The organism is uncultured Oscillibacter sp., assembly GCF_950073225.1.
GTDB lineage: Bacteria > Bacillota > Clostridia > Oscillospirales > Oscillospiraceae > Oscillibacter.
This window is the reverse complement of the sequence record NZ_CATMPS010000002.1, coordinates 22,977-42,115: the sequence shown is the minus strand read 5'-3', so window position 1 is coordinate 42,115 and position 19,139 is coordinate 22,977. Positions and strand designations below refer to the sequence as shown.

Annotated in this window: 18 protein-coding genes; 9 read left to right on the top strand and 9 right to left on the bottom strand. The window is 62.2% G+C overall.

The window, feature by feature from the left end:
- The first annotated feature begins 12 nt into the window (after nt 1–12).
- Nucleotides 13–609 (top strand): putative ABC transporter permease, encoded by a 597-nt coding sequence (locus tag Q1M04_RS01775; RefSeq protein WP_300345675.1) that lies wholly within the window; start codon nt 13–15, stop codon nt 607–609.
- 71 nt (nt 610–680) lie between these two features.
- On the opposite strand, the gene Q1M04_RS01770 is transcribed toward Q1M04_RS01775, so the two are convergent.
- On the bottom strand, nt 681–1,910 hold the full coding sequence (locus Q1M04_RS01770; protein WP_297996975.1) for a class I SAM-dependent rRNA methyltransferase: 1,230 nt from the start codon (nt 1,908–1,910) through the stop codon (nt 681–683).
- A gap of 89 nt (nt 1,911–1,999) precedes the next feature.
- Between Q1M04_RS01770 and Q1M04_RS01765 the strand changes: the two genes are divergently transcribed.
- From Q1M04_RS01765 to Q1M04_RS01755, 3 genes are all read left to right on the top strand, one after another.
- On the top strand, nt 2,000–2,740 hold the full coding sequence (locus Q1M04_RS01765; protein ID WP_297996977.1) for an N-acetylmuramoyl-L-alanine amidase: 741 nt from the start codon (nt 2,000–2,002) through the stop codon (nt 2,738–2,740).
- Between the two features lie 460 nt (nt 2,741–3,200).
- Nucleotides 3,201–4,748, top strand: a complete 1,548-nt coding sequence (gene rny / locus Q1M04_RS01760) for a ribonuclease Y (RefSeq protein ID WP_293279659.1) — start codon at nt 3,201–3,203, stop codon at nt 4,746–4,748.
- Between the two features lie 118 nt (nt 4,749–4,866).
- Nucleotides 4,867–5,742: a hypothetical protein gene (locus Q1M04_RS01755; protein WP_297996979.1), complete on the top strand. Its 876-nt coding sequence runs from the start codon at nt 4,867–4,869 to the stop codon at nt 5,740–5,742.
- A gap of 42 nt (nt 5,743–5,784) precedes the next feature.
- On the opposite strand, the gene Q1M04_RS01750 is transcribed toward Q1M04_RS01755, so the two are convergent.
- Both Q1M04_RS01750 and Q1M04_RS01745 read right to left on the bottom strand, forming a co-directional pair.
- Nucleotides 5,785–6,378, bottom strand: a complete 594-nt coding sequence (locus tag Q1M04_RS01750; RefSeq protein ID WP_297996981.1) for a hypothetical protein — start codon at nt 6,376–6,378, stop codon at nt 5,785–5,787.
- A complete protein-coding gene (locus Q1M04_RS01745) occupies nt 6,362–7,342 on the bottom strand; it encodes a M23 family metallopeptidase (protein ID WP_297996983.1) in 981 nt (326 codons plus the stop codon). Before Q1M04_RS01745 ends, Q1M04_RS01750 begins: the two co-directional genes overlap by 17 nt.
- Before the next feature lie 248 nt (nt 7,343–7,590).
- Between Q1M04_RS01745 and rpsT the strand changes: the two genes are divergently transcribed.
- From rpsT to Q1M04_RS01720, 5 genes are all read left to right on the top strand, one after another.
- Nucleotides 7,591–7,854: a 30S ribosomal protein S20 gene (gene rpsT / locus Q1M04_RS01740; protein WP_293279654.1), complete on the top strand. Its 264-nt coding sequence runs from the start codon at nt 7,591–7,593 to the stop codon at nt 7,852–7,854.
- A gap of 116 nt (nt 7,855–7,970) precedes the next feature.
- Nucleotides 7,971–8,774 carry a TatD family hydrolase gene (locus tag Q1M04_RS01735; protein WP_297996985.1) on the top strand — a complete coding sequence of 268 codons (804 nt, stop codon included), beginning with the start codon at nt 7,971–7,973 and terminating at the stop codon, nt 8,772–8,774.
- Nucleotides 8,762–9,616 carry a hypothetical protein gene (locus Q1M04_RS01730; RefSeq protein WP_297996987.1) on the top strand — a complete coding sequence of 285 codons (855 nt, stop codon included), beginning with the start codon at nt 8,762–8,764 and terminating at the stop codon, nt 9,614–9,616. The genes Q1M04_RS01735 and Q1M04_RS01730 overlap by 13 nt, the downstream gene beginning before the upstream one ends.
- Before the next feature lie 19 nt (nt 9,617–9,635).
- Nucleotides 9,636–10,256: a TatD family nuclease-associated radical SAM protein gene (locus Q1M04_RS01725; RefSeq protein WP_297996989.1), complete on the top strand. Its 621-nt coding sequence runs from the start codon at nt 9,636–9,638 to the stop codon at nt 10,254–10,256.
- A gap of 17 nt (nt 10,257–10,273) precedes the next feature.
- Complete coding sequence (locus tag Q1M04_RS01720) at nt 10,274–10,513, top strand: GlsB/YeaQ/YmgE family stress response membrane protein (protein WP_295757327.1); 240 nt, start codon at nt 10,274–10,276, stop codon at nt 10,511–10,513.
- 178 nt (nt 10,514–10,691) lie between these two features.
- Here Q1M04_RS01720 and Q1M04_RS01715 read toward each other — a convergent pair whose 3' ends face one another.
- The 6 genes from Q1M04_RS01715 to Q1M04_RS01690 form a co-directional block, all read right to left on the bottom strand.
- Nucleotides 10,692–11,090 (bottom strand): VOC family protein, encoded by a 399-nt coding sequence (locus tag Q1M04_RS01715; protein WP_293279646.1) that lies wholly within the window; start codon nt 11,088–11,090, stop codon nt 10,692–10,694.
- Between the two features lie 151 nt (nt 11,091–11,241).
- On the bottom strand, nt 11,242–12,498 hold the full coding sequence (locus tag Q1M04_RS01710; protein WP_297294570.1) for an acetyl-CoA C-acetyltransferase: 1,257 nt from the start codon (nt 12,496–12,498) through the stop codon (nt 11,242–11,244).
- 282 nt (nt 12,499–12,780) lie between these two features.
- Entirely contained in the window at nt 12,781–13,785 is a 1,005-nt protein-coding gene (locus Q1M04_RS01705; RefSeq protein WP_297996992.1) for a peptidylprolyl isomerase, read from the bottom strand.
- Between the two features lie 100 nt (nt 13,786–13,885).
- A complete protein-coding gene (gene mfd, locus Q1M04_RS01700; protein ID WP_297996994.1) occupies nt 13,886–17,386 on the bottom strand; it encodes a transcription-repair coupling factor in 3,501 nt (1,166 codons plus the stop codon).
- A gap of 18 nt (nt 17,387–17,404) precedes the next feature.
- Nucleotides 17,405–17,992: an aminoacyl-tRNA hydrolase gene (gene pth, locus Q1M04_RS01695; RefSeq protein ID WP_293280328.1), complete on the bottom strand. Its 588-nt coding sequence runs from the start codon at nt 17,990–17,992 to the stop codon at nt 17,405–17,407.
- A gap of 121 nt (nt 17,993–18,113) precedes the next feature.
- Nucleotides 18,114–19,070 carry a ribose-phosphate pyrophosphokinase gene (locus tag Q1M04_RS01690; RefSeq protein WP_204789414.1) on the bottom strand — a complete coding sequence of 319 codons (957 nt, stop codon included), beginning with the start codon at nt 19,068–19,070 and terminating at the stop codon, nt 18,114–18,116.
- Between the last annotated feature and the right edge of the window lie 69 nt (nt 19,071–19,139).

The following is a 19,139-nucleotide window of genomic DNA, read 5'->3' as shown; positions in this document are numbered from 1 at the left end:
GACCATTGTACCATGAAAAAACTACCTGCGCAAGAGGCGGATACCATCCTGCCCACGGGAGACACTGAAACCCGAGGTGATACGATGGACCTCTGGCTTTGGTATTTTTGGATCTACAGCTTTCTGGGCTGGCTGGTGGAGCTGGCCTTTGCCGCCGTCTCCCAGTCGGAGGAAAAACGGCGGCGCTGTCTGCTGCTCCTGCCCCTGTGCCCGGTGTATGGGCTGGGTATGCTGGCGGCGCTGGCCCTGCCTCCCATGGGCTGGCTGGGCATAACGGTCCTGGGCGGGCTGGCGGCCACGGCGGTGGAATACGCCTGCCACTGGGCGGGAGAACGGTTTCTAGGCGTCCGCTTCTGGGACTACGCCCAGGTCCCCGGGAACCTCCGCGGCCGGGTCTGTCTGCCCTTCACCCTGGCCTGGGGGGTGTTGGTATGGGCGGCAATAGCATTCGTCCAGCCTGTGGTGGCGGCTCTGGCCGCATCGATCCCAGAGGCGGCAACCTATATTTTCCTGCTGGTTTTCACTGGGGACCTGGTCTGTTCCCTCCGGTTCCTCCGGGTTACGGGAGATTTGAAAGGAATGCGGGCGGCTGTGTTTTCCCCGGATTAGGCCATGTTTCAAACAAGGCCTAACCACCGCATCCACACCGAAAGCCTCTTTTTCATACAATGTCTTTTCCTTTACACCACTTGAAACAGATAGAATTTCAGATAGTTTGTTTCCTCCACGCCCCATAAAATCGGGTGGTCACAGCTCTGCTGCCTCGCCTCAATCTGCCGGAGCCGGACTCCGGCGTCCCGGGCGGCAGACCGGAGCATGGCAGTGAACTTCTCCTCTTCCGCAAAGTGGGAACAGGAGCAAGTGGCCAGATAGCCGCCCCGAGGCAGCAGCTTCATGGCCCGGTAGTTGATTTCCTTGTAGCCCGTCATAGCGCTGGCCGCCGTCTTCCGGGATTTGGTAAAGGCCGGCGGGTCCAGAATGATAAAATCATACTTCACCGGCTCCTTTTCCAGGGCCGGGAGCAGCTCAAAGACGTTGGCGGCCACGCAGTCCACCACGCCGCCCAAGCCGTTTCGCTCCGCGTTGGCCCGGGCCATCTCCACGGCGGAGGCCGACACGTCCACGGCGGTGACCCGCTTCGCTCCGCCCAGGGCGGCGTTCAAGGCAAAGGACCCGGTATGGGTGAAGCAGTCCAGCACCGTCCTTCCCTCCGCCAGCCGCCCCACTGCCCGGCGGTTGTATTTCTGGTCCAGGAAAAAGCCGGTTTTCTGTCCGTTTTCTACATCCACCAAATATTTTACGCCGTTCTCTACAATCTCCGTTACCGGAGAATCCGCCGGGGCCTCCCCAGGCAGGGGAAACCATTCCTTGTACTGCTCCAGTCCCTCCTTCTCCCGGAGGGGGACATCATTCCGCTCGAAGATGCCCCGAACAGCCTGCCCGTCCTCCCGAAGAATCCGGACCAAAAGAGGCAGCAGCAGGTCCTTGATCCTCTCCATGCCCACAGACAGCACCTGGACGCTGAGGAGGTCATGGAACTTGTCCACCGTCAGGCCGGGGAACATGTCGGCTTCCCCGAAGATGACGCGGCAGGCGTCCAAATCCTCGGGAGCCATGACCGTTTTCCGGTACTCCCAGGCCCAGCGGAGCTTCCGCTCCCAGAAGGCGGCGTCAAAGCGGTCGTTGGCGTTCCGGGAAATCAGGCGGACCCGGATTTTCGATTTCTCCGACAGGAAGCCGGTGCCCAAGTACGCGCCCTTCCGGCTCCGCACATCCACCAGCCCGCCGTTCTCCAGCGTGCCCTCTATCGACAAAATTTCCGCGTCGTAGATCCAGGGATGCCCCCGGAGAATAGCCGCCTCGGCTTTTGGGGTGACTGCAACACTGGGATATGCCCGCTCTGCTTTCATAATCAAATGACCTCCCGGCTTTTTTCCTCCCCAGTGTATCACACTTTCGGCGGCTTTGCCATAGGATTCAGTAAGAAGGAGGAATTGCCATGCCCACTATATATTTAAGCCCCTCGACACAGGAGTGGAACAGCTACGTTACCGGCAGCGGCTCCGAGGAGTACAACATGAACCTGCTGGCGGACGCACTGGTCCCCTATCTTCTCTCCAACGGAATTCAATATAAACGCAACAAGCCCGAAATGACCGCCAGGTCCTCCATCCGGGAGGCCAACCGGGGGACCTACGACCTTTACCTGGCCCTGCACTCCAACGGCGCGCCGGAGGGGCGCTACGGCGAAGAGCGGGGCATCATCGCCTTTTACTATCCCACGAGCCGCCAGGGCCAGCGGGCGGCGGAGCTCATCGCCCAGGAGCTGCGGAAAGTCTACCCCCTCCCCAACAAGGTCACCACCCGTTCCACCACCACCCTGGGAGAGGTATCCCAGTCCAAAGCCCCGGCGGTGCTGGTGGAAATCGGCTACCACGACAACTGGTCCGACGCCCAGTGGATCGAGGGGCACATGGACGCCATTGCCCAGCAGCTGGCCCGGGCCCTTACCGAGTTCTTCGGCCTGCCCTTCATCTACCCCTCGGACCCCGTGCAGGGCACAGTGGCCGTCAACTGGGGGACGCTGAACCTGCGGAGCTACCCCGCTCCCACCGGAACAATCATCGCCAATCTCCCCGACGGCGCCCAGGTAACCATTTACGGGGAGTGGCAGGGCTGGTATGTCGTCCATCACGAGGGCCGCGTAGGCTACGCCGCGGCCGCGTATATCGACACCTGACCGCCTTTTCACAGGGGCGCGGCTGTTGCTTTTGCGCCGGATTTGCCGGGGTATTTTCGTTCCTTCCAAAATTTTCTTGTAATTTCGCCGCCGGTTTGAGGATTTTGCTTGACAGCGGTCCAGTAAAAGTTTAAACTAAAAGCAGATTGCCGTCGGAGGGCAAAGGGGTGTCCTCCGGTCGTTTTCTAAAACGCTCCTGTCCGCGGGTTCTGTTTTGGAAGCCGGCAATGCGCCCAAACGCGAAAGATGTTCCGCCCCTGGAAGACCGGCGCCCCTCATTCGGGGCGCGGGCGGAAGACAAGGAGACCCATGTCCAAAAGCCGCCGGCGGCCATACCGCCCCGGGGACATCCATGCCCTTGGAGGGGATGCAAAGCCCTCTCCGCCGCACGGGCGTGTTGACGGTTTTTGAAGCGGGCTTCCCGCGGCAATACCAAAACTGAATGGAGGAATCAGCAGCCGTGATTCAAAGCGTCATTGCCCTTCTCATAGGGCTGGTGGCCGGCGGCGTGATTTGCTTCCCGCTTGGTATTCGCTATCGGAAGAACGTCTCTGAAAAAGAAATCTCCAGCGCTGAAGAAGAGGGAACGCGCATCGTCAACGAGGCCATCAAAAGCGCCGAATCCAAGAAGCGCGAGGCCCTGCTGGAAGCCAAGGAGGAGATCTTAAAAAACCGCAGCGAGTACGAAAAGGAAGTCAAGGAACGCCGCGCCGACCTTCAGCGGCAGGAAAACCGCCTGCAGCAAAAGGAGGAAAACCTCGACCGGAAAATCGAGGCCGTGGAAAAGAAAGAGGAGTCCCTGACTCAAAAGCACGCCGCCATTGACAAGGAGACCGAGGAAATCAAGCTTGTCAAGCGCGGCCAGACCGAAATGCTGGAGCGCATCTCCGGCTTCACCACCGAGGAAGCGAAGCAGTACCTCATCGACCAGGTGGAAGCGGAAGTCACCCACGAGACCGCCCTCAAGATCAAAGAGGTGGAGTCCCGGATGAAGGAGGAGTGCGATGCCAGGGCCCGCGAAATCGTGGCTCAGGCCATCCAGCGCTGCGCCGCCGATCAGGTGGCCGATATGACCGTCAGTGTGGTTCCCCTGCCCAATGACGAAATGAAGGGCCGTATCATCGGCCGGGAAGGCCGGAATATCCGCACCATCGAGACCCTGACGGGCGTGGACCTCATCATCGACGACACGCCGGAGGCCATCACCGTCTCCTGCTTCGAGCCGGTGCGCCGGGAGATTGCCCGCCTGGCCCTGGAAAAGCTGATTTCCGACGGGCGCATCCATCCCACGCACATTGAGGAAATGGTGGAGAAGGCCCGCCGGGAGGTGGACGCCACCATCAAAGCCGAGGGCGAGCGGGTCGTCTTCGAGTGCGGCGTCCGCAGCCTCCACCCGGAGCTGGTGAAGATGTTGGGCCGCCTCCACTACCGCACCAGCTACGGCCAGAACGTTCTTCAGCACTCCGTGGAGGTCAGCCACATCGCCGGCATGATGGCGGCGGAGCTGGGGGTGGACGTCCAGGCCGCGAAACGGGCCGGACTGCTCCACGACCTGGGCAAGTCCGTGGACCACGAGATGGAGGGCACCCATGTGGCCCTGGGCGTGGAATTCGCCCGGAAGTACAAGGAAAAAGAGGACATCATCCACGCCATCGAGGCCCACCACAACGATGTGGAGCCCAGGACCATCGTTGCCTGCCTGGTTCAGGCCGCGGACGCCATTTCCGCCGCCCGGCCCGGCGCCCGCCGCGAGAACCTGGAGAACTACATCAAGCGCCTGGAGCAGCTGGAGACCATCACCGGCTCCTATCCCGGCGTGGACAAGGCGTTTGCCATCCAGGCGGGCCGGGAGGTCCGGGTCATGGTGAAGCCCGAGCAGGTCAGCGAGGACCAGATGGTCATTCTGGCCCGGGATTTGGCCAAGAAAATCGAGGAGGAAATGGAATACCCCGGCCAGATCAAGGTCCATGTCCTCCGGGAGACCAAAGTGGTCGAGTACGCGAAATAAAAATTCCCTCCGCAACGGACTGCGGGGGACAAGAACGCAGGGAACAGAAAGCGGTCGTGATACATTCACTGCCGCTTTCTGTTTTTTGTCATCAGCGAAAGAAAGGATGCCGTTTCCCATGAGTGTTCAAAATCTCCTTCACACCCAGCCCCGGACAGACAGCCGCCCTGCCGCCGGACGGAGCAGGGCGGCGGGCGCCTCCTTCCAGGAGAAGCTGGTCCAAACCTCCGCCGTGGTTGAGGCGCCCCCTATCCATCTCCGTATGCCCACGGAAAACACCGTCTACTCCGGCGCTCACGCCGGGCGGAACAACACCATGCAGGAAATCTACGCGGAATACGCCGCGGACTCCACCCCGGAGGACCCCATTGTCCGCATCAGCGGCGTGTCGGACAGCGGGCCTTATGATTTCACCTGTCATATCAAAGACATCGACCCCTCCAACGCCTCCTACGCGGAATTGGCCGCCCTGTACGGCCATTTGGCAAAGACCGGCGCGCTCCAAAGCGCCCCGGGCGGAACCGTACTGCCCACCGGGCTGGAAACCGGCGATATCACAGAGCGGCGGGACTACCTCGGTATGATCGACCGCCACCAATACGACCCCCATTTTGGCGGTACCTGCAAAGCGCAGGCAGCCGAACTGCTGGCTTTGTACCAGCCTTACGCCTCCGAAGGCGGAACCTCCCGGAGCGCCTCCGCCCTAGACCACAGCGTTCTCATGAAAAACAGCCTTCTTTCCGCGCTGGGTGATTTCAAGACCTCCACCCTGGAGCGGATGGAGAAGGCCAAGGAGAACGAGGAGGAGCAGCAGGCCTGGGAAAAGCTCCTGAAATATCTGGACGCCTGGATCGAGTCCCTGCGGGAGGAGGCTGACGTCCGGAAGATTGCCCAGGCTCACGCCGCCCTGGCGGCCCTTCAGGCGGACGCCGAGTCGGATCGCCCGGACCTCGGCGACTATCTCCTGGAGCAGCTTCGAAACGCCATTGCCTGATGAAGATCCCCGGCGCGTACACGCCGGGGATCTTTTCCCGCTCTATAGACGCACGCCGCGCAGCCAGGGCACCGCCCCCCATTGGATGCCTGCCAGCAGCGCAGGCAGCAGCCACAGGCTTCCCCCGGTCTTCCATATCACCCAGAGGATCAGCCCCGACAACGCCGCCGCCGCAACCGTCCCCGCCCAGCGGCCCGCCGCCTCCCCTGCCGCCGGGCCCGCCGCCCAGGAGACCAGCAGATACAGCGCCCGCCCTCCGTCTAAGGGCCGGACCGGCAGCAGATTAAAGGCGCACAGCACCAGGTTTGCCCCCACGGCGGCGGGCCAGCGCTCTCCTCCCAGGGCCGTCAGGACCAGCGCCACCAGAAGGTTGGCGGCGGGGCCCGCCAGCACCGCCGCCAGCTCCCCGCCGTAGGACAGCCGCCCGCTGTCCACCTCCATTGCCGCCCCCAGGACGCTGAGCCGCAGCGCCGCCGCCTTCGCTCCTAAAAGATGAAGGACGGTCCAGTGTCCCAGTTCATGGAACGCGGCGGCTCCCAGCACGGTGACCAGGGGCTCCCAGCCGTTGGCCAGAACAAACCAGGCCGTCAGCAGGACAAAGCCGCCGGTAACCTGAACCCTACAGGGATGAGACATAGTAAATGGGATTCAGGTAAGTTCCCTCCCGCTGGAGCTCAAAGTGAAGATGGGGCCCGGTGGCCATGCCGGTTTCCCCTACCTCGGCGATTTTCTGCCCCCGCTTCACCGCTGCTCCAGAGGAGACCGTGATGCGGCTGCAATGGGCGTAGAGGGTGGAATATCCCCTCTCGTGCGCTACGACGCAGTAACGCCCATAGCTGCTGCTGTCCCCCACGGCGGTGACGGTGCCGTCGGCAAAACAGCGCACCTCCGTCCCCGTATCCGCCGCCAGGTCCACCCCGTAGTGGAACAGCTCTTCCCCCTCCGTGGGGTGCTCCCGATAGCCGAAGTCAGAGCTGAGCGTTCCCCCCGTCACCGGAGCGCAGAAGTCAAAGCCCAAGCGGTCCTGCTCCATGCTGACGCCCTCGGGGAGATTCTCCTGGGAGTAGAGCACATAGGCCAGATTCGAGGCCGACTGGATTCCACCCGCCCCTTCTGTTTCCGCTTCTGTTTCCGCCGCCTCCGCCTGGGATGGCGTTTCCGGGCGGAAGCGCCGCAGGACGTCCAGCGCCGCGCCGTCCCGGAGCTGCACTGCCCGGGCGGTCATCTTTGGCGGGCTGTCCGCCGGGGAGAGCGCCCCGGTCTGGACGGCTCCCTCCTCAGGATGGAATACCGCCTGATAGACGCCCGCAACGCTTTCCTCTCCCGAAAAGGCCCGGCCCACGGCGGAGAAGACCGCCTGCACGTCCATGTTCCGCTCCATGGCAGCGGAGAGCTTCTCATTGAACGCCTCCATCCGCGCCGGAAGCAGCAGCTTTGCCGCCACCAGCGCCACAAAAATGCCGCCGCAAGCCACCAGCCGCAGCATCAGCCGCAGATCCTTTGCCTCCAGCGGCTCACTTTTTCGGGTCCCGCCTCGGATGCTCCGGGTCCTGCGCCGCGTATTGGCGGCAATCCGCCGTCCCGCCTGCCTTGAAGTCATATCCGTCCCTCCTTCTGGAGTTTTACACAGCTTGTTTGACTCCATTTTATGAGCTTGCCCTCGGAAAAATGCCGGGAAATCCGCGCGGCGGCCCTCCGGCGGACAGGGTTTCCTCCCTCCTCTTGATAATCTTATGAAAATATGAAAAAAAACCCTTGCTTTTTGGAGCTTTCCCTGCTAAAATATAGGTCTGTACGGTAGGACTTGTCCTGCACGCATGAAATCTACGGCCAAAGGAGGTGTTTGGTTTGCCGAATATCAAGTCTGCCAAGAAGCGCGTTCTCATCGGGAAAGCGAGGAACGCCCGCAACAAGGCCACGAAATCCGATCTCAAGACTGCGATCAAAAAATTCGAGGCCGCGGCGGCGGAGGGCAATCGCACCGATGCCGATGGCGCTTACAAGGTTGCGGTGAAAAAGGTCGATCAGGCTGTGGCGAAGGGTGTTCTCCACAAGAACGCGGCCGCTCACAAAAAGAGCGCCATGACCCTGAAGCTCAATCGGATCGGTTGATCCAACATATCCCCGCTCCCGGGGTATTGACGCTTCCGTGTGAATGCCCGGAGGCCGTCAGGCCAAAAGGGCATCCGTTCGGATGTCCTTTTTGTTTTGCCAGGAGGTGCTTTTCCATGCCTATTTTTGATACCCACGCCCACTATGATTCCAATGGGTTCGCCGCCGACCGGGACGAAATCCTCTCCGCTCTCCCTGCCGCCGGGGTTGGGCTGGTGGTAGATCCCGGCTGTGAGCTGGAGAGCTCCCGGGCCGCCCTGGCCCTGGCGGAGCGGTATCCCTTTGTCTATGCCGCCGTTGGCATCCACCCTTCTGACTGCGCCGGGACGGGCGAGGCGGAATTTGCCGCCCTCCGGAAGCTCTGCGGCCACGAAAAGGTGGTGGCAGTGGGAGAAATCGGCCTGGATTACTATTGGAAGGACAACCCTTCCAAGGAGTTCCAGCAGACGGTCTTCCGGCGGCAGATTGAGCTGGCGATTGAGCTGGACCTGCCCGTCATCGTCCACGACCGGGAGGCCCACGGGGATTCCCTGGCCATTGTGCTGGACTATCCCGAGGTGCGGGGGGTGTTCCACTGCTTTTCCGGCAGTCCCGAGATGGCGGAGGCGCTTTTAAAACGGGGATGGTTCTTGGGCTTCGACGGGCCCATTACCTACAAAAACGCCCAAAAGGCCCCGGAGGTGGCCGCCGTCACGCCGCTGGATCGCATCGTGGTGGAGACGGATTCCCCCTACCTCTCCCCGGTCCCCCTGCGGGGGAAGCGGAATGACAGCCGGAATTTGTCCTATATCATTGAGAAGCTAGCGGAATGGAAGGGCGTGTCCCCGGAAGAGATGACCCGGATCACTTGGGAGAACGGGCTGCGGTTATTTCCGAAGATTGGGGCATTCTACAAGGAGGAAACTGGATGTACCGAATAATTCCCCTGCTGTTGATGCTGGTAGTGCTGACGGCCTGCGGCGCGAAACCGGAAACCGTTATGGAAGTTCTGGAGGTCCCGGCTTTTGCCCTGCCGGAGACGGCGGAGGCCGAACCCATTTCCTCAGAGGCCGCCGTCACCGAGGGCCGGGCCCCGGCGGAGGACTATGACCTGCCCCTTCCGCGGGAATTCAGTCCAGAGAACAGCTGGATGCGTTATGACATAGACGGCTGGCTGCGAGGAGGGACCATCGGCCTTCTAGCGGAAGCGCCCGAAGCAGGCGCAGCCTTTTACGGCTTGCCTTATTCGGAGAATGCCCACGAGACCGCCCTCATCCGCTGGGGGAACAGCCTGGCGGAATTCGACTGGGACTTCCTCACGCCCCGCCGGTTCCTGCCCCGCATGGCTGTAATGGACCTGGACGGCGACGGGAAAGACGAGCTGATTGTCCTCACCTACGTAGGCAGCGGCACCGGCGTTTCGATCTATGACCTGCATGTGCTGGAGAAAAATCCGGACGGAACCCTGACGGATTACGCCATGCCGGGGAGCCTCTGGCAGGAAAGGCTTCCGCCTCTGCTGAGGTTTGTCCAGACAGATGGAAGAAACTTCCTAATTTTGGGTCGGGAGCTTCTGGAAATCGATATGGAGCACGTTTTGGAGGGCCAGATGGAGCCCTCCGCCGGATGGATTGCAAACTTCCGCCTTCTGCCGGAGGAGCATGCCATCCAGCTTTTGGGCGCGGTGGACCTTTGGAAGACCACGAACTACGTGGCCGATTATACCGCTGATGTCGGATACCGGGACGGCGTGTTTACTCTGTCCGGATTTCATCTGCAATAGGAAAAGGAGCGATTCTTCTATGGAAAAAGGCTTTACCATCACCTACGAGTACGGGGAAAACCTGTATGTCAACACCACCAACCGCTGCAACTTCAACTGTGAATTCTGTCTCCGGCACAACGGCCGCGGCGGCAGCATCTACACCCACAATCTATGGCTGGAGCGGGAGCCCACAAAGGAGGAAATCCTGGAGAACATCGAAAGCCGGGACCTCGCAAAATACAAGCAGCTGGTCTTCTGCGGCTTCGGCGAACCCAGCTACCGCATCGACGATATCTGCTGGGTGATTGACCAACTCAAATCCAAGGGCAAAAAGCCCTTCACCCGCATGGACACCAACGGCACCGGAAACCTGATTCACGGCCGGAATATCTGCCCGGACTTCGCCGGGCGGTTCGACATGGTATCCATCTCCTTGAACACCGACACGGCGGAGAAGTACGACGCTCTCTGCCATCCGGTCCAAACCGGGGCCTACGAGGCCATGAAGTCCTTTGCCAAGGAGCTCCGGCAGTATGTGCCCACGGTGATGATGACCGTGGTGGACACCATCCCCACGGAGGAGATCGAGAACTGCCGGAAGATCTGCGAGGAAGAAATTGGAGCGGTTTACCGGGTGCGGGAATATATTGAAGACTGAGGAAAGGAAGCGTTCGCATGTTTCATTTACTAGGCTCTCTAATTATGGGTGCACTGGTGGGCTGGATTGCCGGGAGGCTGATGGATGCCGGCGGCGGGTTTCTCCGCAACATCATCATTGGCGTGGTAGGCTCTGCCGTAGGCAGCACCGTGTTCGGCCTGTTCGGCTTTTACGCCTACGGCTGGTTCGCCAATCTCATTGTGGACGTAGCAGGCGCATGCCTGTTCATCTGGGTGGCCCGGAAATTGTTCCGCTAAGCCGCCGGTTATTATTTCCGAGCTCAAAACTCGGAAATAATAAATTTGATTCAAGCCGCTTTGCTCGCCGCTGTAAACAGCGGCAACCGCAAAGCATGGCACATATTACTTCCGACCTTTCAGTTCGGAAGTAATATGCAGAAATGGCTTTCACCATTAGGTGAAAGCCACTTTCCCTTTACAGCATTTGCAAAAGCTCAATTTGCTCCCCGGAGGGGCCGGTGAAAAACCAATTCTGCAAGCCTCCGAAGAGGTCCGGCAGGACCTTCTTCTCCGGTGTCAGGAAACTGTCCACTCCCGCCGCCCGGATTTCCGCCGCTGCCGCATCCAGGTCGTCTACCAGGATAGCGAAGTGGGGGACGTTCCCTTCCCCCATGGGCATGGCCCCAGGGCTCTGGATCAGCTCCAGCGTAATGCCGCCAAACAGCACCAAAGCCAGCTTCTTCTCTCCCGCCGGAGCGTTCACAGCGCCCCGGCCCCTTACTTCGCCGCCCAGATTTTCATAAAAGGCAATGCTCTTTTCAATATCCTGCGTATAAACAGCCACATGGCCCAACCCTTGAAAATGTTCCCGCATTTTTATCTCTCCTTAACAGCCAAAGAGGGACCCGAAGGCCCCTCTTTGTAAATTCAGCAATTCCGCGCTGCCGCTCCGGCCCGGACGCCCTCCAGACAACCGGAGCGGGCGAACGCTCTTTTTGGATACTTTTTCTCTCCGAGAAAGAGTATCAGCACTTCTCAAAGACGGTGGCAACGCCCATGCCGCCGCCGATGCAGAGGGTGGCCAGACCCTTCTTGGCCTCGGGGCGCTTCTGCATCTCATGGAGCAGGGTGACAATGATCCGCGCGCCGGAAGCGCCCACGGGGTGGCCCAGAGCGATGGCACCGCCGTTGACATTGACCTTCGCCATGTCAAAGCCCAGCTCCCGGCCCACGGCGATGGACTGGGCCGCAAAGGCCTCGTTGGCCTCGATGAGATCGATGTCGTCAATGGTCACGCCGGCTTTCGCCATGGCCTGACGGGAGGCGGGCACGGGGCCCACGCCCATGATCTTGGGGTCCACGCCGCCCTGGCCCCAGCCGATGAGCTTGGCCATGGGCTTCAGGCCGTATTTCTCCACAGCCTCGCCGGAGGCCAGAATGATGGCCGCCGCGCCGTCGTTGATGCCGGAGGCGTTGGCCGCGGTGACCCGCTGCTGGCCCTTGTCCTCGGTTTCCTTCTTGCCGGTGACCTCGAAGGTATGGACAACCTCGGGATTGGGGGACTCGGGACCCACGGGGAACGCGCCGCGGAGCTTCGCGATGCCCTCGGCGGTGACGCCGGCCTTGGGATATTCGTCCTTCTTGAAGTCCACCATGTCCCGCTTGACCTTCACGGGGACGGGGACGATCTCGGCATCAAACTTACCGGCGGCCTGGGCGGCCTCGGTCTTCTGCTGGGAGGCGGCGGCAAACTCGTCCTGCTCCTGGCGGGTGATGCCCCAGATGTCGTTGATGTTTTCCGCGGTGGTTCCCATGTGGTAGTTGTTATAGGCGTCCCAGAGGCCGTCCTTGATCATGGTGTCCACCAGCTTCTTGTCGCCCATGCGGGCGCCCCAGCGGGCGTCCATGGAGGCAAAGGGAGCGGCGCTCATATTCTCCGTGCCGCCGCAGACCACGATATCGGAATCCCCGGCCAGGATGGAGCGGGCGCCCTCGATGAGAGACTTCATGCCGGAGCCGCAGACCATGCCCACGGTGTAGGCGGGAACGGAATAGGGAATGCCGGCCTTGATGGAGACCTGACGGGCCACGTTCTGGCCCTGGGCGGCGGTGAGGATGCAGCCGAACATGACCTCATCCACATTCTCCGGCTTCACACCGGCGCGGTTCAGGGCCTCTTTGACCACGATCGCGCCCAGCTCCGCAGCGGGAGTGTTCTTCAGACTGCCGCCAAAGGAGCCGATGGCGGTACGGCAGCAGTTCACGACATAAAGATCTTTCATGATGTTCCTCCGTATTTGTAATATTTTGGCGGCTCGGCGGGCCGCCGGAGTCTCAACGGGCAAGGCGGGACGCAGATTGCCAATTTTTTGACAAGCCCGCTGACCGCCTTTCTCTGCGTATCATTATAGAGACTCCTCCCCGTTTCGTCAATGGTCTTTCGTCAGGTTTTACAATTTCGTTAAATCTTTGACAACATCAGGTCCGTTTTCGTCAAGGTGACGAAAATCCATCGTTTTCCAATCCCGCCCGGTCCCGCTTCCCGGTTTCAGGAAGCGGAGGGCTTACGTCTTCTCCGCCCGCAGCTCCGCCAGCGCCTGGTCAAAAGCAGCGGCGTCCAAGTTATCATAGGCCGGGGCGGTCTGGACCAGAGCTTCCTCAGCGGCAGCCTGGAGCAGGCGGTCAAAGGCCTCTCCCGCCAGGTCCTCCCCCTGGAAGACCAGACGGCGAAGTATGGAAAACCCCTCCTCCGACTCCAAAATTCCGGAGCATTGGCCCTCCTCCAGGGTCTGCGCCGCCTCCTCCAGCGCCGGGGGCAGGGTCCCGTCTCCCGGCAGAAGGGTCCGGGGGCCCGCCGCATCGTCTCCCTCCGCCGCCAGAACCGAAAAGGCCGCCGCCGGGTCCTCCGCGCTGTTGAGGCGGGAGAATACCTCCGCCGCCTTCTCCCGGGCTGCCTCCCGGTCCTCCCCGGCGGAAATCAGAATACGGTCCACCGTCAGGCCGTCCGTGTTCTCCAGGAGGCCTGAGAGCTCGCTGCCCTCCGTCAGGCAGAGGTCGTAGAGCTTGGCGTAGAGCATCCCCACCTCCGACAGCTCCTCGGAGCGGAGGCGATCCAGCCCCAGGGCCGCCAGTTCCTTTAAGTACGCCTCTTCCCCGCCGCGGGCTGCGGACTGCTCCTCCCAGGTCTCCGCCAGGGCCGCCCGCTCCCGCTCGCTGAGGGCGCAGCCGTACTGCTCCGCCCAGTTCTCCACCGTGGCGTAGAGGGCCGTGTTGGCCAGGGCCTGGTCCTTGGCATAGTCCGCCAGGGTGCCGCCGGGGACCGGGGTCTCCCAGTCCAGGGACAGGCCGGCGTCCTTGTACTTCTCCCGGACTTGGTCACAGGTGAAGGCCAGCCAATAGAGATACCGCCAGGCGGGGACCTCCCGGCCGTCCACGGTCAGCAGGACCAGCTCCTCCCCCAGCTCCGCCGCCCGGCCCAGCAGGGAGGCGTTTTTCTCCTCCCCTTTCACCGCGCAGCCGCTGAGTCCCAGGCATAGAGCCAGGCCCAGCGCCGCCATCCGTTTCCGCATCGCTCCCACTCCTCCCATCATGAGGTTGTCCCAACCATTATATTGGGAAGGAACGGAAGATATGACAACACGGGGGATCTGTCTTCAGATCCCCCGCGTTTTACGCCTGGGTTTGCAGCTTCAAATCCTCCACCAGCTCCATGGCGCTCTCCAGCGCGTCCGCGCCGGGCTTCAGCTTCAGCTTCAGGGCCGGGTCCTCTCCGGCGGCCACGGACAGGCGCTGGCGGTACTTGTTCAGTCCGCAGACCTTCACCACCGCCTCCGGGCGGAACACCGCCATCTGGAAGCGGAGGACGTCCTTCTTCTGGGTAATGTCCGACACCCCCGCCTTGGCCGCCGCCGCCCGCAAAAGGGCCACGTCCAGCAGGGCCAGCACCGGCTTGGGAGCCTCCCCATAGCGGTCCAAAAGCTCATCCAGCAGGTCCGACGCGTCGTCGTTGGAGCGGATGGCGGCGATGCGGCGGTAGAGGTCCATCCGCTGCTCCGGGGAGGAGACGTAACGCTCCGGGATGTTGGCGTTGACGGTCAGGTCGGCGGAGCACTCCGTTTCGATCTGCCTCTCCTCGCCCCGCTCCTCCAGCACGGCCTCCTCCAAGAGCTTTAAATAGAGGTCATAGCCCACGCTCATGAGATATCCGGACTGCTCCGGGCCCAGGAGATTCCCCGCCCCCCGAATCTCCAGGTCCCGCATGGCGATGCGGAAGCCGGAGCCAAACTCCACGTACTCCCGGATGGCCGAAAGGCGCTTGGCGGCAATCTCCTGGAGGACCTTCCCCTTTCGGAAGGTCAGGTAGGCGTAAGCACGCCGGGCGCTGCGGCCGATGCGGCCCCGGAGCTGGTGGAGCTGGGCCAGGCCCATTTTGTCCGCGTCCTCTACGATAAGCGTATTGACATTGGAGATGTCAATGCCCGTCTCTATGATGGTGGTGCAGACCAGCACGTCCGCCTCTCCCTCCACCATGGCCCCCATAACGGCGGACAGCTCCTGCTCGCTCATCTTCCCATGGCCGGTGACCACATGGACCTCGGGCCCCAGCATCTTTTGAATGCGGGAGGCCACGCGGTCAATGCTCTCCACCCGGTTGTGAAGGTAGTAAATCTGCCCGCCCCGGTCAAGCTCCTTTCGCATGGCGTCCTCCAAAATGGCCCAATCGTGCTCCAGCACATAAGTCTGGACCGGCTGGCGGTCCGCCGGGGGCTCCTCGATGGCGGACATGTCCCGGAGTCCCGACAGGGCCATGTTCAGCGTCCGGGGAATGGGCGTAGCGGACAGGGTCAGCACGTCCACCTGACGGCTCATCTCCTTCAAGCGCTCCTTGTGGGTGACGCCGAAGCGCTGCTCCTCGTCGATGATGAGCAGCCCCAGATCCTTGAACTCCATGCCCTTTTGCAGCAGCTTGTGAGTACCGATGAGAAGATCCACCCGGCCCTCCTTCGCCAGCTCCAAAATACGCTTTTGGTCCTTGGGCGGCGTGAAGCGGGACAGCACCTCAATCCGCACCGGGAAATCCCGGAAGCGGCCCATGGCCGTGGCGTAGTGCTGCTGGGCCAGGACGGTGGTGGGCACCAGGATAGCCGCCTGCTTCCCGTCCAGCACGCACTTCATCACCGCCCGGAGGGCCACCTCCGTCTTGCCGTAGCCCACGTCGCCGCAGAGGAGGCGGTCCATGGGCCTCGGGCGCTCCATGTCCTTCTTGATTTCCGCGATGGCCCGGAGCTGGTCGTCCGTCTCCGCGTAGGGAAACGCCTCCTCAAACTCCTGCTGCCAGGGGGAGTCCTGGGAAAAGGCGAAGCCGGGACAGCGCTGGCGCTCGGCGTAGAGCTTCGTCAGGCCCTTGGCCAGGTCCTTGACGGCCTTCTTGGCCCGGGTTTTCTGCTTGGCCCACTCGGTGCCTCCCAGCTTGTTCAGCTTCCGGCTGCCCTCGCCGTCCTCTCCGCCGCCGATATACTTGCTTACCAAATCCAGCGCCGTGGCGGGGACATAGAGGCAGTCCCCCCCGGCGTAGTCAATTTTAATATAGTCCTTCTCCACGCCGTCCACCGGCATCCGCTGGATGCCCGCGAAGCGGCCTACACCGTGGTGAGCATGGACCACCAGATCCCCCGGCTTCAAGTCGGTATAGGACTGGATTTTCTGGCGGTTGGAATCCTTTTTGGGCCGCGCCCGCTTCCGGGAGGGGGCGATGAGCTGCCCCTCCGTCAGCACCGCCAGCTTCAGGGCCGGCCACTCGCACCCGGCGGAGAGGGCTCCCACGGATATCCGCACTTCCCCGGGGCCCGGCATGGCGGTTCCCTTGATGTCCAGGGCAGCGGGAATCCCCCGTTCCGAGAGAAGATTGTGCAGATTTTTCGCCCGCGTCTCCCCACCGCACAGCAGCAGCACGGCGCTGCCGCTCTCCCGGTACTGCTCCAAATCCGTGACGGCGGTCTCCAGGCTGCCGCCGTAAGAGCTGAGCTGGCGGGCGTTGACGCTCAAAAGGCCCTTGGGCGGGTATGGATAGCGGGAAGTGGGCAGAGCCCCCGCCATGATCACCGGGAAGGCCTCCAAGGCGGCGTAAAGCTCCTCGGCGGAGAGGAGCAGCTTCGCGTAGTCTCCTGCTAAAATCCCGGCCTCCATTAAGGTCTCCAGGTCCTGCCGGTTTTGGAGCAGCGCGCCCTTCACCCGCTCGTCCACCCGGCCCGCCTCGCAAAGGAACACCAGGGCGTCCTGGGGCAGATAGTGGACTCCGGCGGCGGCTTTAGGATAGACGGCGGTCAGATAGCGGTCCATTCCCTCGGGGACGGAACCGTTTTTCAGGCGCTCACCGTCCTCCCGGAGATGAGCGGCGGCGGGAGAGCCCTTTTTCTCCAGCTTTCCGGCCAGGGCCAGGAGCTTCTCCCCCAGGCCCTCCAGTCCTCCCTTTGCCTGCCGGGGCAGGACCTCGGCGGCGGGGAGAATCAGGGCGGAATCCAGGTTCGCCGTCCGCCGCTGGGTACCGGGGTCAAAGGCCCCCATGGAGTCGATTTCATCGTCGAAGAACTCACAGCGGACCGGCTGGTCCATCAGGGGGGAGAACACGTCCAGAATGCCGCCCCGGAGGGCAAACTGGCCCACGCCCTCCACCTGCTGGCAGCGGACATACCCGGCGGAGAGAAGCCGGTCCGGCAAATCGCTCAGATCCAGACGCTCTCCCACCCTCAAAATGACGGACAGATCCCTCAGCAGTTCCGGAGGCATGGTCCGGGCCATCAGGGCGTCGGCGGTGGCCACAACGGCCCCGGGAGCGCCTTGGGCCATGGCGTACAGCGCCGCCAGGCGGCCCCGCTCCCAGTCCCGGGAGGACACCGCCCCGGGGCGGAGCCGCCACTCCCGGCTCAGCAGCGTCACCGGAGCTTCGCCCAGCAGGGCCTCCAAGTCCCCGGCCAGCTGCCGGGCCTCCCCCTCGTCGCCGCAGACAAAGACCGCCGGACGGCCCGCCGCCCGAGCCGCCGCCGCGCCCAGGCAGGCCCGCTGTACGGGCTGAAGGCCCGTCACCGCGGCGGGACAGCCGCCGTCCTCCACCCGGCGGAGCAGCTCCCCCGCCTCCGGAATGGTCATCAGTTTTTCCAGCAGATGCTTCATGGCAAAAACCCTTTGCAGTCAGTTAAAATCGTTCATGGCCCTCTGGCAGCCGTGCTCAATGACGCACGCCGCCGCCTCGATGGCCCGCCGGAAGGCTTCCAGAAGGACCTCCCGCTCTTTCTGGGAGGGGACGCCGATAACCCAGTCGATCATGCCGTCCTTGTCCTCCGGGGCCCCGGTGCCGATTTTGATTCGGGGAAAGTCCTGGGTGCCCAAGTGGGCGATGATGTTTTTGATGCCGTTGTGCCCCCCGGCGGAACCGGTGGGCCGTACCCGCAGCTTTCCCACGGGAAGGGCCACGTCGTCGTAAATCACCAGCACATGGTCCGGGGGGATTTTATAAAACTGCGCCGCCTCCCGCACCGCTTCGCCGGAGAGGTTCATGTAGGTCTGAGGCTTCATCACCAGGCACCGGGCCCCGGCGAATTCCATCAGGTTGTAGGCGGACTTGAACTTCACCTTGTTCAGCTTCACGCCCTTTTGCTCCGCCAGCAGCTCCACCGCCCGAAAGCCCATGTTGTGCCGGGTGTTCTCGTACTTCGTTCCAGGGTTCCCCAGCCCCGCGATCAGCCACTCCACGGAGGAGCCCTTATTTCCAAACAGCATATCGGTCCCGCCTTTCCAAAAAACTCAAAAATTCGACCATTCCGCACAACCCACGTAGGCGGGGAAGTACGACTTCCCCGCCTTGGATGGCTCTATTGCTTTATAGATGCGGACGCCGGCCTCAGCGGAACAGCTTGGAGATGGAAACCTCCTGATAGACCCGCTCGATGGCCTCGCAGAACATAGGCGCCACGGAGAGATACTTCACCTTGCTGCTCAGCTCCGGCTGAATAGCCGGGATGGTGTCCAGCAGGGCCAGCTCCTGAATGGGGCTGGCATTGATCCGGTCAATGGCCGGGCCGGAGAGCACGCCGTGGGAGGCACAGGCGTGGACGCTGTGGGCCCCATTGTCCATCAGGGCCTGGGCGGCATTGCAGAGGGACCCGCCGGTGTCCACCAGGTCGTCAAAGAGGATGCAGTCCCGTCCCTCCACGTCGCCGATGACATTCATGACCTCACAGTGGTTGGCCCGCTGGCGGCGCTTATCCACAATGGCCAGCTGCATGTGCAGCTTCTGGGCAAAGGCCCGGGCCCGGGAGACAGAGCCCACGTCCGGGGATACCACCACCATGTCCTCACAGCTGCCGCCAAACTTCTTGGCGTAGTAGTCCACGAAAATGGGGTTGCCCGCCAAGTTGTCCACCGGGATATCGAAGAAGCCCTGGATCTGGGCGGCGTGGAGGTCCATGGTCAGCACCCGGTCCGCCCCGGCGGCGGTGATCATGTTGGCCACCAGCTTGGCGGTGATGGGGTCCCGGGCCTTGGCCTTCCGGTCCTGCCGGGCATAGCCGTAGTAGGGAATGACAGCGGTAATGCGGCCTGCGGAGGCCCGCTTCAGCGCGTCGATGATGATGAGCAGCTCCATCAGGTTGTTGTTAACCGGGCTGCAGGTGGGCTGGACCACGAAAACGTCGCTGCCCCGGACGGTCTCATACAGGGAGACAAACACCTCGCCGTCGGAGAAGGCGCCGACCTCGGCCTCTCCCAGCTTCGTGCCCATCTGCGCGCAGATTTCCTTCGCCAGCTTCAGGTTCGCGTTGCCGGAGAACACCTTGATATCTTTCCCGTGTGAAATCATATCCTAAACGCTCTCTTTCCATGACCGGGCCTCCGGTCATTTATTTTTTTGTCCAGCCGCGCCATTGGC

Bases quoted from the DNA above. Each gene is read 5' to 3' on its own strand.
- Q1M04_RS01775 (WP_300345675.1), top strand. From the start codon at position 13: ATGAAAAAACTACCTGCGCAAGAGGCGGATACCATCCTGCCCACGGGA.
- Q1M04_RS01770 (WP_297996975.1), bottom strand. From the start codon at position 1,910: ATGAAAGCAGAGCGGGCATATCCCAGTGTTGCAGTCACCCCAAAAGCC.
- Q1M04_RS01765 (WP_297996977.1), top strand. From the start codon at position 2,000: ATGCCCACTATATATTTAAGCCCCTCGACACAGGAGTGGAACAGCTAC.
- Q1M04_RS01755 (WP_297996979.1), top strand. From the start codon at position 4,867: ATGAGTGTTCAAAATCTCCTTCACACCCAGCCCCGGACAGACAGCCGC.
- Q1M04_RS01750 (WP_297996981.1), bottom strand. From the start codon at position 6,378: ATGTCTCATCCCTGTAGGGTTCAGGTTACCGGCGGCTTTGTCCTGCTG.
- Q1M04_RS01745 (WP_297996983.1), bottom strand. From the start codon at position 7,342: ATGACTTCAAGGCAGGCGGGACGGCGGATTGCCGCCAATACGCGGCGC.
- Q1M04_RS01735 (WP_297996985.1), top strand. From the start codon at position 7,971: ATGCCTATTTTTGATACCCACGCCCACTATGATTCCAATGGGTTCGCC.
- Q1M04_RS01730 (WP_297996987.1), top strand. From the start codon at position 8,762: ATGTACCGAATAATTCCCCTGCTGTTGATGCTGGTAGTGCTGACGGCC.
- Q1M04_RS01725 (WP_297996989.1), top strand. From the start codon at position 9,636: ATGGAAAAAGGCTTTACCATCACCTACGAGTACGGGGAAAACCTGTAT.
- Q1M04_RS01720 (WP_295757327.1), top strand. From the start codon at position 10,274: ATGTTTCATTTACTAGGCTCTCTAATTATGGGTGCACTGGTGGGCTGG.
- Q1M04_RS01715 (WP_293279646.1), bottom strand. From the start codon at position 11,090: ATGCGGGAACATTTTCAAGGGTTGGGCCATGTGGCTGTTTATACGCAG.
- Q1M04_RS01710 (WP_297294570.1), bottom strand. From the start codon at position 12,498: ATGAAAGATCTTTATGTCGTGAACTGCTGCCGTACCGCCATCGGCTCC.
- Q1M04_RS01705 (WP_297996992.1), bottom strand. From the start codon at position 13,785: ATGCGGAAACGGATGGCGGCGCTGGGCCTGGCTCTATGCCTGGGACTC.
- mfd (WP_297996994.1), bottom strand. From the start codon at position 17,386: ATGAAGCATCTGCTGGAAAAACTGATGACCATTCCGGAGGCGGGGGAG.
- pth (WP_293280328.1), bottom strand. From the start codon at position 17,992: ATGCTGTTTGGAAATAAGGGCTCCTCCGTGGAGTGGCTGATCGCGGGG.
- Q1M04_RS01690 (WP_204789414.1), bottom strand. From the start codon at position 19,070: ATGATTTCACACGGGAAAGATATCAAGGTGTTCTCCGGCAACGCGAAC.